Annotated in this window: 19 protein-coding genes and 1 pseudogene; all 20 read right to left on the bottom strand. The window is 40.0% G+C overall.

Going from position 1 to position 12,241, the window contains the following annotated elements; all coding sequences use genetic code 11:
- Positions 1-8 precede the first annotated feature (8 nt).
- Positions 9-251 (bottom strand): hypothetical protein, encoded by a 243-nt coding sequence (locus FOL01_RS00860; RefSeq protein ID WP_075268870.1) that lies wholly within the window; start codon positions 249-251, stop codon positions 9-11.
- Positions 223-597, bottom strand: coding sequence for a hypothetical protein (locus FOL01_RS00855; protein WP_083603386.1), 375 nt, complete (start codon positions 595-597; stop codon positions 223-225). Before FOL01_RS00855 ends, FOL01_RS00860 begins: the two co-directional genes overlap by 29 nt.
- A gap of 115 nt (positions 598-712) precedes the next feature.
- Positions 713-1,114 carry a phage structural protein gene (locus FOL01_RS00850; RefSeq protein WP_075268869.1) on the bottom strand — a complete coding sequence of 134 codons (402 nt, stop codon included), beginning with the start codon at positions 1,112-1,114 and terminating at the stop codon, positions 713-715.
- 14 nt (positions 1,115-1,128) lie between these two features.
- Positions 1,129-2,205, bottom strand: a complete 1,077-nt coding sequence (locus FOL01_RS00845; RefSeq protein ID WP_075268868.1) for a DUF3383 family protein — start codon at positions 2,203-2,205, stop codon at positions 1,129-1,131.
- Between the two features lie 3 nt (positions 2,206-2,208).
- Positions 2,209-2,697 carry a phage neck terminator protein gene (locus FOL01_RS00840; RefSeq protein ID WP_075268867.1) on the bottom strand — a complete coding sequence of 163 codons (489 nt, stop codon included), beginning with the start codon at positions 2,695-2,697 and terminating at the stop codon, positions 2,209-2,211.
- On the bottom strand, positions 2,684-3,061 hold the full coding sequence (locus FOL01_RS00835) for a hypothetical protein (protein ID WP_075268866.1): 378 nt from the start codon (positions 3,059-3,061) through the stop codon (positions 2,684-2,686). The genes FOL01_RS00840 and FOL01_RS00835 overlap by 14 nt, the downstream gene beginning before the upstream one ends.
- A gap of 2 nt (positions 3,062-3,063) precedes the next feature.
- Positions 3,064-3,504, bottom strand: coding sequence for a phage virion morphogenesis protein (locus FOL01_RS00830; RefSeq protein WP_075268865.1), 441 nt, complete (start codon positions 3,502-3,504; stop codon positions 3,064-3,066).
- An 11-nt stretch (positions 3,505-3,515) separates the two neighbouring features.
- Entirely contained in the window at positions 3,516-3,842 is a 327-nt protein-coding gene (locus FOL01_RS00825) for a hypothetical protein (RefSeq protein WP_075268864.1), read from the bottom strand.
- A 13-nt stretch (positions 3,843-3,855) separates the two neighbouring features.
- Positions 3,856-4,455, bottom strand: a complete 600-nt coding sequence (locus FOL01_RS11290) for a LysM peptidoglycan-binding domain-containing protein (RefSeq protein WP_257787099.1) — start codon at positions 4,453-4,455, stop codon at positions 3,856-3,858.
- Positions 4,453-4,551: pseudogene (locus tag FOL01_RS11285) on the bottom strand (HeH/LEM domain-containing protein); the annotation flags it as partial. The pseudogene FOL01_RS11285 and the gene FOL01_RS11290, both read right to left, overlap by 3 nt.
- Positions 4,552-4,576: 25 nt before the next feature.
- Positions 4,577-5,587 carry a major capsid protein gene (locus FOL01_RS00805; protein ID WP_075268863.1) on the bottom strand — a complete coding sequence of 337 codons (1,011 nt, stop codon included), beginning with the start codon at positions 5,585-5,587 and terminating at the stop codon, positions 4,577-4,579.
- A 13-nt stretch (positions 5,588-5,600) separates the two neighbouring features.
- Positions 5,601-5,921 (bottom strand): hypothetical protein, encoded by a 321-nt coding sequence (locus tag FOL01_RS00800; RefSeq protein ID WP_075268862.1) that lies wholly within the window; start codon positions 5,919-5,921, stop codon positions 5,601-5,603.
- Positions 5,922-5,936: 15 nt separating this feature from the next.
- Positions 5,937-6,563 carry a DUF4355 domain-containing protein gene (locus FOL01_RS00795; protein ID WP_075268861.1) on the bottom strand — a complete coding sequence of 209 codons (627 nt, stop codon included), beginning with the start codon at positions 6,561-6,563 and terminating at the stop codon, positions 5,937-5,939.
- 122 nt (positions 6,564-6,685) lie between these two features.
- Entirely contained in the window at positions 6,686-6,907 is a 222-nt protein-coding gene (locus tag FOL01_RS00790; protein ID WP_140837358.1) for a hypothetical protein, read from the bottom strand.
- Positions 6,904-7,773 (bottom strand): hypothetical protein, encoded by an 870-nt coding sequence (locus FOL01_RS00785; RefSeq protein ID WP_075268859.1) that lies wholly within the window; start codon positions 7,771-7,773, stop codon positions 6,904-6,906. Before FOL01_RS00785 ends, FOL01_RS00790 begins: the two co-directional genes overlap by 4 nt.
- A gap of 2 nt (positions 7,774-7,775) precedes the next feature.
- Positions 7,776-8,390 carry a hypothetical protein gene (locus tag FOL01_RS00780; protein ID WP_075268858.1) on the bottom strand — a complete coding sequence of 205 codons (615 nt, stop codon included), beginning with the start codon at positions 8,388-8,390 and terminating at the stop codon, positions 7,776-7,778.
- Positions 8,390-9,805: a phage portal protein gene (locus FOL01_RS00775; protein ID WP_075268857.1), complete on the bottom strand. Its 1,416-nt coding sequence runs from the start codon at positions 9,803-9,805 to the stop codon at positions 8,390-8,392. Before FOL01_RS00775 ends, FOL01_RS00780 begins: the two co-directional genes overlap by 1 nt.
- The gene (locus FOL01_RS00770; protein ID WP_156834961.1) at positions 9,805-11,046 is read right to left on the bottom strand and encodes a PBSX family phage terminase large subunit; all 1,242 of its coding nucleotides are present in this window, start codon (positions 11,044-11,046) and stop codon (positions 9,805-9,807) included. Before FOL01_RS00770 ends, FOL01_RS00775 begins: the two co-directional genes overlap by 1 nt.
- Entirely contained in the window at positions 11,021-11,935 is a 915-nt protein-coding gene (locus FOL01_RS00765) for a terminase small subunit (RefSeq protein ID WP_075268856.1), read from the bottom strand. Before FOL01_RS00765 ends, FOL01_RS00770 begins: the two co-directional genes overlap by 26 nt.
- Positions 11,935-12,069 carry a hypothetical protein gene (locus FOL01_RS11450; protein ID WP_257787095.1) on the bottom strand — a complete coding sequence of 45 codons (135 nt, stop codon included), beginning with the start codon at positions 12,067-12,069 and terminating at the stop codon, positions 11,935-11,937. The genes FOL01_RS00765 and FOL01_RS11450 overlap by 1 nt, the downstream gene beginning before the upstream one ends.
- Between the last annotated feature and the right edge of the window lie 172 nt (positions 12,070-12,241).

Below are 12,241 nucleotides of genomic sequence, written 5' to 3'. Positions count from 1 at the left end.
ATATGTGCTTATTTTTTAGGAAACATGACATTCGCTACTGCAATAGCAATCGCATTGGCTAATGATTCCTGTTTCCTGTCTGCTAATCCATTTAGAAACTGTAATTTTTGGAGTGTTGCTTTGTCGACTTCTTCAGTAGTAGCAACACCCTGATAAACGGGCCAAACATAGGGCCATTCCTTATCTAAATCAGCCTCTAATAATTGTTCACTTAAATATTTTTTACTGCCAGAGCTCGCCAAGAAACTCATCAGCTGCATCAACTAACTGATTAATTCCTTCTCGTTCATCAAAGTCATCCAATGATAAATTAGCTGGTTGAACAACAACATGTTCTAGCAATTGGTCCGCAAAAATTGAACGAGCTAATTGCCCGTTAGGCATTGTTGAATTATCAATAATTTCCATTGCCTTGCGAATACCTGGATATTGCAATAGATACTTATCAACGCCACCATCTGCACGTTTAATCTCAACTTCCTTTTGTTGCCCAAACTTTGAAACTGGCTTAGCAACCTCTGGAATTTGTACTGGTTTTTGCGGTTGTGCTGGAACTGTTTGTTGTGCTACTTGCGTTGCTTGTAATTCTTCTGCCATGATTTAAATCCTCCAAAATATGGGCACCAGCCCTGTGTAAATGTAAGTTTATGTTTGCGAATGCAAACTAAAAGCGCTTAAGGAATCGAACCTTAAGCGCCTAAAAATTTATGATTTAAGCAACAACCTGAACGTCCATATCCAAGACTTCAATTGTGTAAGTACGCTTAGGGGTTTGCTTACCAAATTGACCGTCAGCAGGCTTAGCAATGATTGCTTGATTACCTGTAATCTTTTCGTTCTTTGTCTTAATAACAATTGGCACAATCTTATTTGCATTGGCCAAACTATTAAGATACTTATGTGATGCTGAATTACCTGATAGGTTGATAGTAACTTGTCCTAAACGATTGTTGTTGATTGCAATTGATGGAATTCCTTGTGCATCAACTTCCGTTTGTACACGATCTTCTTTAATCGTGTAAGAAATCATATCACCATCTTGAAAACCTTGGATAACAATGTTACCTAACGTTAGAACAACGTCTTTCGCATTATAAACTGGAATATCTGCCATTTTTAATTACCTCACTAAACATTTTCGATTGTTCCATGGACTGTGACATCATGAATTGCACCAGCTCGAGTGTAATCAAATGACAAGCCCTTATATGAACGACTAGCAATATCAGTAGCTGCTTGTTCCTCTCGTGAACCAGCAGTGACAGTGAACTTGCCAGAGTTTGTTTCAGGGTCAACCAAAATAACACCGTTTTCAGTTGCTGTACGCAAGACAGTTGTGACAGCAGCCTCCAATTGTGCAATACCTTGGGCACCATATGGCAACTTATCAGTCGTTTGCAGTAGGTTTTGAATTGATGATTCAATTTCAGCACGTACCCAGTCATCTGAATGCAAATTATCAATGTACTCGAGACCAGTTGATAGTCCTTCAGATGTTTGTGCAGTGCCTGCCTTATAAACGTACATCACGGCACCAATCTCTGTAGCCTTAGCAACGACAGTGCCGTTAACTTGGGTAGCGGTAATGCCCTTTAACTTCTTAAACTTCCAAGTAATAGAACCTGGTTGCGAATTACCTAGCGCACCAATCAAAGCCCCAACACTCTTGTACTTTTCAGTAGTGCCCGCTTCACGATTGGCAATGAACACGATGGTGCGTTCGTTTCCATAGAACGGTGCATCAGTAATTGATGCAATATCACTTACCTTTGCTGTTGATAGATTGATATCCATCCCCAATACAGCTAACTTACGCCCATATGATTCAATAGCATTAGTTAACACTACTGTATCTAATGATGTTGTCGAAATCATTGTTGCAAACTCCCAACCGTCAGTTAAGGTACCTTGCACCTTATCCTTAGTCGTTGATTGATCAACAGATGATTCAATACCGTAAAGATAAACTGTATCACCATGATTTTCTTGTGCAAAGTATGCATTGATCACTGCTTCAGTTGCTGCATTAACTGCCAAACCAAGGTTGGCAATATCGTCAGCTGAATGTAATTGCGTATCAGGCAGTACCTCTTCTGAATTAGCAGTGTCTGCCACAACGTATACCGCTAAATTCCCCAAATTGATTGGGGATGCAGGATTGATAACGTCCAAAATGACTTGAACGTCTAAATTTTCATTTGCCATGAATTAACCTCTCTTTTTTACTTCCACATCATTGATTGGATCAATGGTGTCATCTGTATATGTTTCTTGTAAGCGTAATCGAACGTCAAAGCCAACCATATGTTTGTCAAAAACTTGTTCTGGAATAGAACGGATATTAGTAGGCATTATTTCCGCAATGATGATGCCTTGTTGTCGCAACTGAATATCTACATCAAACTGTGTCAATGTTTTACGCCATGCTTGTGCAGCAAACAAAGCGTTGGTTTTACTGATATCGAACAACGTAAAACTAACAACAGCTTCAAACGCTTCTTTCTGTGTCACATCAAAGTATTCATCAATGGGAATGTATGGACTGATTATGTCAAATGAGATAAAGGTGCCTTCCGGTTGATGACCACCACCATTGGCTTCAGTCAATACCAATTCGAGCTTTTCCGCAGCAATTGACGAAAAGGCTTTGTTTAGCTTCGAATAATCAAAACTATTAATTTCATCAAGTTTGCTCATTGTTGGGACTCTCTTTCTTTAACTCATGCTCTAGGACATTTGAATAATCGCTATAATTATGCTTTCCGGTAACCCGATATAACTCATTATTATGTTTCACTCTGGTCCCGAGAGCATAATCATTTTCCGAAAACCAATACGCCTTGTCAGTATCGAACTCTCCTGTTTCTGCAGGCATTAACTGACCAGACAATAGTGTTGAATTGATGTTGAACGTTAAGAATGGCTCATACAAATCAATCTCTTTACTTTCTGTTTGATGCCAAATACCGTCTACCCATTCACCATCATCACTATTGGTCAATACCGTTAATTTGGTACCAAACATGTCAATCAGTGCGCTCATGTTTAAATAAAAAGCCATATTTAACTCTCCCTATGCGTGATTGCACCGTACATGTCACCAGTATCAACCAACGGCTTACTGCTACCTTTTTTAGCAATTGTGGCTGGACTAAGCGGTGCAAAATTACCAGCATCAATCGTTTTACGAATATCTTGAACCATGAGTAAGCCAAGCTTTGACAACACAGTGCTACTCGACAAGCCACCTTCAAATACTTGAATAATATCTTGGCCAATTTTCTGACCCCACTGATTTTCATTCTCGTATTGTGTGTTGCGCAAAAAAGGACGTGCAGGTATGCCCCTACTCGCCCCATATTCTTGCCATGTTGCCTTTTTAGCAGCAAAGCCACCAAATAGTCCTGCCTCAGCTGTCTTGCCGTCAAGTTGCTCTAAACGGGCGATTGCCTCATCTAGCTCATCAATATTCGATTCAACCTCTGTACTAAAACTAATATCCATAAGCTCACATCCTAAATGAATTCCACTTGATTAGATCCACCATTTAATAAGTCCCGCATACGTTCATATTCAACTAAATAAGTTGAGGAACCGTCAGAACTTTGATATTCGATAGACATAACAGCCAATGTTTGCTTTTTGATATTGCTATTTGCCCCACTAATCAGTGAAGCAAAATGAGAACCCAACCAACCTGCAGCTATTTCTAACTTTGGTCCAGTAAAACCATCAGCCGTTGCATTATCAATGGCATCTTGTGCAATTTCAGCAAGCAATTCTTCATCATCAAGCTTTGTATTGCGTTTAATACGCTTAATCACATTTTGAGCATCGACCATATGACCACGCTTTCTAAGATAGACGAATCACACGACCAGCTGGCAATACATTAACAGTCAAGCCATTTAACTTTTTCAATCGTGCCAAACTCATCATATGTGCTGTTGCAATATCTGCTAACGTTTCACCAGCTTGAACCGTATAGGTGTCAGTTGGAGGTACTGGATAAGGTGCACTCTCATGATTGATTAACATAATCTCCCATGGTTGCAACTCAGGCGCAGTTGGCATTGGTTTAGTGACAGCTACTGGGACTGCAAGAGTGGCACCATCGTCACGAGATTTCCAATGAATAGTCGTTGATCCAGCAGCTAGGAAACTAACAGTATATGTGCTATCACCGTTGTCCTGCACGCTAACAATTGAACCGTCATCCAAAATTGCCTCAACCGTCTTATCGGTAGCATTGGTTGGTTGGATATTTGACAAAGTCACGACTTCAGTGCCACCAACTTCACCAGATAATGACGTTTTATCGAGGTCAAACGATGATACCTTAATTGGTTCTGCTGGTTGCTCTGTTTCAGTTGATTCATCCCCAGAATCGGTATCATCAGTTGGCTTTTCGCTAGTTGTATCAGTTGGTTCTGCGCCATCTTCTTGTGCGGGCACTAATGCCAACAAATCAGCTTTAGTTGCGCTAGAAGAGTAAGCGATATTGTGTGCATCTAGATACGCCTTAATTTCTGCAACTGTATTTTGATCAGTTACTGTATCCATTTAGCCCACCTCCTTACAAAACAGTGGCTTGGAAAATATTATCGGCTTGAGCAAGCGTTGGCACAACCATAGTTGATGCCTTAATGATCGTGCGAATTGGGTCATTGGTTTCGTCAAACATTTCAGTAAAGATGTTACCTACTTGTGAAGCTTGAACAGCACCATCAGCAATTGCACGAGACTCTTCAGGAGTAACACCATAAACTGTCTCACCAACAGTTCCATCAGCAAACATTGCGAATTGATTATCAGCCACATAGTTTGAAACTGTACGCTTACCCTTTGCATCAGTATCAGCATACTTACCACGATAAGCACGCAATACTGGTAACCCATTTGCTTGCATAAATGCATCCAAGTCAGATTGCAACACTGTACGACCGTTGTTTGAACCAAAGATATCAGCAACAACGTGTGGGTTCTTACGCAATGCCATTAATGCCTTAGTAGACATAATTGCACGAGTTGGTGTGATATCAACCTTGTCAGCCCATGCCAAGATCGTTTCAATAGGGTCTACTGATTCATCAGCGAAGTTAGTAGAAGCCTTATGATCAGCTCCAATACCATAATCGACCTTATATGAGCCACCTTGAGCATCTTTAACGGTAATCTTACCTGACATCAAAGCTTGCATACGCATTAATTCAGTAGCGGCATCCAGTGACTTAATCAAGTTGCCCATGTCGTCATAAACAGTGCCTTGAATATAAGCTTGTTCTTCAAGTGTACGTGGGTTGCGTAACTTAACCAAATCTTCTTCTTTAAGCGCAAACTTCTTCTTTAGGAAGAATGGTTCAGTTTCTGATACTTGCGCTGTACGATCACCAAGCTCTGCTTCAGTATCAAATGCATGAACATGAGCAATGACTGGTGTCTTAGTTCCTGATGTTAAAATCTTAATATCGTTTGATTGCACCTTACGTGCTGGAAATAACTCCGCTCCTAGCAAATTAGGAGTTGCCACTGCCTTGGTATAGTCCAAGATATCTTGGTGTGGAAATAAATCAAAAATACTTGCCATAATTTAAATTACCTTATCCTTCCGATGATGCTGTAGCAGCTGCAGGAACATCCCCACGGAATTTAATTCCGATAGCTTTCAAGGCTGTTTTGTCGTCAGCAGACAATGCAGCAGGCAAACGATCTTCTAGTACCCAACCCTCAACCATTACTGCAGCAGGCATTGGATCATCAGTTGAGCCCTTAACATCGTTTAGAACCAATCCGATAGCCACATTGTCTTTCTTAAACACCGCACCACTTACGTATTCAGCATCAGCTGATTCAGTAAATGATTGCAAATGTGTCGATGCTAACCAATTAATTTGATCAGCAGTAGTTTTCGTATACTTCATGCGTATATCCTCCTTTTACTTGGCTTTTGTGCCAAAGAAATCATCAGCAACACCGCTGAGAGAACGACTGTTAGACTTTTCAGCCATTTGTGCACCAAAGGACTTACCCTGTCCTTGACTGGCACTCGCATTGTTGGGTGTTTGGCCGTGCAAAGCTTCTTGTCGCTTAGCTTCCACTTTGTCATCAATAAGTTTTGCAAATGCCGTCACTGCTTGAGCCGTATCCTCTGCCGTGTCACGAACAACAAAGTTTAATGTTTCTTCATCAGCCGTAAAGCCCTTATCAGCCAACATCTTACTTGCCTCATTCACCATATTGGTATGGTTTAATTCAGCACGTAATTTATCCGCCTCAGCTTGTGCTTGAGTCAGTGCCTCATTAGCCTTTTCTTGCTCATGTTCTTGACGTTGCTTATCAGACATTGATGCAATGTCAGCTGCTTCTTTTTGCTCTTCATCCCACTTAGCACGAGCATCAGCAAGCGCTTTTTGCAGCTTTGATTCATTAGACTTGTCAGCACGAGACAGACGATCAGCAATCATTGCATTAACATGCGCCTGTTGCTCCTCTGTAAAAGTTACGTCATTACCATCTTCAGCAGAACCTTGTTGTCCTTGTACACCAGTATTCTCTTCAGCCATGTTTTCACCTCCGTTTTAAGGCCGTCGCCTATATTTCCTTGCACAGTTTTAAGCCATAAGCACGTTTTGGGCATAATAAAAACGCCTAGTTACGATAACTAAGCGTTGTAGTAATAAATATTTTATTGATAAAGTGAAATTGTATCGCCCTTAAATGTACCTTTTAGCAAAAAAGATGCTTTAGCTGGCAACTTGCCTGGCAAAGTTGGTCTAATCACCTCAAAAAAATTACCATCAGAATCACGAGCCACTTTATATTCTGAAACTTTTAATCGATCAACATCTAATACAACTTCAGTCATATTTTTAATTGTTAGAGCTGACAATACATTATATTCCATCATTGACTCCTTCCCTTTTGATAACTTTTAAGTTGATTTATCGTTGATAGAACTTCTTCATCACTTAATTTTAGCACATTAGCATGGTTAATAAGATATTGTTTGGCTTCAATTTCCAACCTATTGGTATCTTCCAATGTGAACGCTTCTCCACGTAATAATTGTTGTCTATGAAAAAGTTCTTCTGCAAGAGTGGCTCGATCAGCTTCAGAATGAATCAATATCGTATCAGTGTTCCATGTAACACCAAGCGCATCATGATACTCCAAATGTTTATCTATATCTTGACCACGAACTAGAATATCTTTGTCAGTATCAAAATAATTTAACAATTCGTCAACATCTTGTTGAGCAAGTCTATTACCCTTTGGATCATCATACCGATAAAGTTGATTATTCACAATTGCAGTAGCTGTACCAGCCGTCATGACATCAAAGTCACTCGTATCTCTGACAATTGTACAGCGACAGTTGTAATGAAACGGTACCAAACTCTTAGCTTCTGACAAAGTATATTCATTACCAAGATATGGCAGGCACCTACTACATGCACCAAACTCATTCACAATTATAGCTTTTGTTTGGTAGTGGGGATGCTCCACCTTAACATCACTTTCAGCATTGCTCCAAGCGGTTAACTTAGCCTCTCTGTCAGCAACTGCAGCATAAGTTCGGATATTGCGAGATGAGGCGGCACCAAACGCTCGCAAATACCACCAAACGCCAAGGAACCCACCGACCATTTCACCAAGATGTTGCTTTAATTCAGCATTATCTTCTACTTGTTCAGCATCTCGTTGGTCCGCATAAGCATTTAGATCAGCTAGAAAATCATCATCGGTGTAGTTATCGTATTTATCTTCACTCATTACTACCTACCTCCGACAATCTTTGCCCAATCTTTCGCACTGACACCTTGCTGAACGGCTTTAATTAACTCGACCGATACGTTAGCCAGTATCTTATCAAACGACTGCCAAAACGCATTTACAGGCTTTTTATTGTCAAACGCTTGATGAGACAATTCCTGCATTTTCGCAGTAGTCAATGGCTTATCAATACCCAAATCGTCTGATTGGCGTTGATATTCGTCACGAAACTCATTTAACAACGTCTTTTCCATGAGTTGAAAAGCATTATTAGCCATTGGTAACAGCATCAACCCCATTAATGATTGCATGTATAATTCCATATCAGTTGTACCCATGCTTAAATACATCATTTTTCGCTTTTTAACGTTGGTTTCGTTAATCTTGGATAATTCCTTAGCTAACGTTTTTAACTGCATTAAATCGTGAATTGTGGGCGATTTACGCAAGATTGATGTGTCGATATGGTCATCTTTTTCATGAGCAACAAAAAAAGCGCTTAATTCAGCGCTAATTCGTTTGATATACTTGTCTGCTGCCCGTTCAAGGCCTACATTGATGTCGTAATCTTGCTTCATGGTTTCTAGCATGTGGCGCTTTTCGTCAATTTCTCGCATTACTTATCACCACCCTTGAAATCATTGTCACTGACATCCCCTAGAGTTGCTAAGGCATTGTTAGCATTGTTACGTTGCTCCTCGTCACGTGCCTTAATAACGGCATCAGGATCATCAACTGTTGAAATAGCGGAAATAGCCGTCTTGCGGTCAACAACATCAAGCAATGTCTTAGCCGTTGTTGCTTCATCTTGGACGTTATGGGGAACTGTCCGTTTGAACGTTGCTTTGACGTTTTTAGCTAACTCACCAGTCATATCAAGTGGCAAAGTTGCACCAATCGCAAATGCTAACTTAAATAACTGCCTGATTGATAGCTTGAACTTCCGCTCTTTCATATTTGCTGCATTGCTCATCGACTGCAGCTTAAACTCTAATGCTGTACCCGATGCATTACCAAACACATCATCATTGAAATTAGCAACGTTTGACTTGGTATAAATGGCATCAATAGCACGGTCTAAAAAATGTTCCTGAATTAAATCAGCATCGGGTTTGTTGAGAAAATCAATATCAACTGGTCTATCTGCATCAACAGACGGCACATTGATTAATCGTTTATCAATCATCTCATCAACCGTTTCTTTTTTGATTTTAGCATTGACTACTTTCATAATCGTGTTGCTGAAGTAATCAATGTCGTTACCCTTATTACTCATTGCCATGTCTACAGCATCAATCAAACTAATTACTTGCTCGAATAGTCCTTGTCGCTCAATCGAGGCAAAGAACTCGACCAATGGCACATTAGTGAATAGATTGTCAGTTACTTCGTCGTACTGAATACCAGCTGTTGCACTACCGTGGAAAGTTACTACTGAATGTTTCGTATACAGCGTACCGCTGATTGCGCCATTGCGTTGTCGTTGCGTGTAATACACGGCATATTCAATGGGTGCACCAATTTGTGTACCATAAACCGCAAAAGCATTGCGTGGGTCGATTGGTGCCACTCTGGTATTGCTATCCTCATCTTGATAAAGCAACGTGTATGACCGCCCAAAGATATCAACCTGCTTAGCTAACTCGGCAATTGTATCGGTTAAATCATTAATCGCAACAAAATCAGCAATTCGCTGATCAAGTTCATTATTTTCATTACCATTGTCGTCATAATCAAACTTCACTGGCGTTCCAGCAAAAAAGCCAACTTCATTGTCGACTAGCTCCTTAGCAAAGTTAATGACTAATCGGTTATCTGGTTTTCCTTTTGCTTTGGCCAACTTTCGAATAATGCTATGCTTACCCAAATAATAGTTCATCAAGCGGTTATAACGATTGTTCAATCGATTAGCGTGAGCATTAATCAACTCATTCACATCGGTTGCAATTGGCAAGTCATCCCCAATGCTTTCAGAATAAAAGACATGGTTTTCGTCAGACGACAACCGATCACTATTAAAATTTATCGCCATTAGAAAATCCCTCCAAAAATTTCAACTTCATTATCTTCGCTGATATGGTTATGTATTGCGTAACGCGTGGTGTCCATTGCGTGGTCGTTTTCCTTAACAGGCACGCCCTTTTTCTCATCCCAAACATAGTCAAAGATTTCACTCTCAAACTCTTTAGCAGCTGCTCGAACCACAAATAAACGATTGGCTTTAATCATCTTAGCGACATCTTCCACGCCCTTCATGATTTTTTTGTCAGCATTGCGTGCATCTAAATCCTCGTTAATAAATCTAGCAACGTGTTCAGGTCTCGCTGAATCACACCAAAAGGGGATGTCGCCATAGCGTTTCTTAACATCTAAGGCAATATCGACCCAATAATCAATCTCTTCATGTTGTGCTGCATGTTCTTCAACTAAGTAATATTTATGATCATCAGTTTCACCCCACACTTGGATAACGCCTGAATGTTCATATCCCCAATCGACACCAGCAAAGTAATTGGTTAATGATGGCACTTCATCTTTGGTAATGAAATGCTTTTTCTCGTCAAAGTCTCGATAAACCGCACCTTCACCGTTGACCCATAAGCCTAATATCTTACGGTCATAATACATACCTGTTGGTGTTTCAGCCTTTAAATGCTTCACGTAATCGGGGGATAGAAATGTGTTTTCATCAAGGACGAAATGCACTCGCTTAATACCTGCTTCAGGGTTTTTGTTATCGATATACTCTTTTTTCAGCCAATGTGTTGGTGAATCAGGGTTGGTATCTAACAAAATATGTGAATTAGGCATTGATGCACGAGACAAGATTTCATCAAAAACAGCACGATTAGCAAGGGATGCTTCGTTGATATAAGCACCGTAAGCAGTCATACCACGAACAGCACCAACACCACGTTCAGAATTGGTAAAGGCAACGACAATCTTCACACCAAATAGCTTAAAACTACCGTGCTTGTCATACTTTGGTTCCCAACCATATTTCTTAGTTAACTCATTGATGACGTTGTTATCCAATGTCTTACTTGAGTAACCAGCCAAGATGTATTGTGGGCTGAAGTCATTATTTTGCTGAGCAATACGGCTCACTCGTAACACATCATGAATAAATACGTCATTGTTGACCACAGTCTTACCAGTACGAACAGCACCATCTAATATCAGCGTTCTGAAATCATCGGACATGGCAATTTTTAGGACTTTACGTTGCTTTGGCGTATATGCTCTTTTAAGACTCAGTTTCTTTTTTGTCATTCAAATTACCTACTTCCAATGCATCCATAATCTTTGCCAACATTACTTCTTCACTCGATTGATCATCATCAACACGAGATGCTTTTGCCTCAGCCAATATTGCTTCAGCTTTGGCTCGCTTGACTTGTGCTTTACTTAGTTCATCTGGTTGCTGCTTATTCAACTCTGCCAACAAACGTGCCTGTGCGGTTTGTTTATCGTATAAATCAAGGACAACACCATCTCTACCAATCGACACCTTTTTGATTAAGCTAGTGTCAACATTTGATTTATCTTTGAGTTGCACCCATGAACGATGAGATATTAACGGCTTACCGTCCTTGTCCAGCATATCTTTACCGTAGTCATCTTTCAGTTGAATGTCATTTTTACCAAAGTCCAAATAATTACCAATATCGGAGAAAGACTGTTTCATTAAGTCAGTTAAAATGTCTTGTCGATTTGCTCCTAGGTCATGCAATCGTGCTTCACGCAGTTCCTGAATAAGCGATTGCATCTTAGCATTTCTTAGCATCCTAGAACCATTCACCATTGCCGTTGCATAGTCCACATCATAGATATTAATGTATGCTTGCGTGGCATTGAAAAGTCTCACATACTCGATAACAAAGGCTTTTTGCTTATCTGTTAAGTCGCTATCAGCCAACTTATCAATCACCTGGTCCGCCTTTTGAGACACTGCAACGTTTTTGTGTTGCGTTGCATTTTTGTTGCGTTTTGTTGCAACACTTTTTGTCGTAGCTTTAGCAACGCTATCTGAAACATCATTCCATTTGTAACGTGATTTCCATGAACGAATGGTTGAGGCAGATTTACCAATTTTTTGCGCAATATCTTTAATCTTCATACCAGCTAAATAATCTTGCTTAGCTTGTTCTTTTAGATCCATTACATATCACCACCTCTTTTCTTTTTAACTGACTTGTGTTGCTTAATCTGGGCTTGTTTCTTTAATTCTTTTCGTTCTTGTGCATCCAATTTGCCAATAATGGATGCTTCAACGTTTCGATACCACGGTTCCATTCATGTTCACTCCTGATTTTATGCAAAATAAAAAGCCAACCGTTTCCGATTGACTTAATATTGAAAGATTTACACTTTCCTCTTCAGATTTACAATTTAAGTCTCGTAGTATGAATAATGCGTCGATGTCACTCTTAATATAGCCATTTTCATCTCTACTATACGCTAGCTG

Source organism: Weissella thailandensis, from assembly GCF_001932615.1.
In the GTDB taxonomy this organism is placed as follows: Bacteria; Bacillota; Bacilli; order Lactobacillales; family Lactobacillaceae; genus Weissella; species Weissella thailandensis.
Note: the sequence above shows the minus strand (reverse complement) of the source record. Positions and strands in the feature narration are given on the sequence as shown.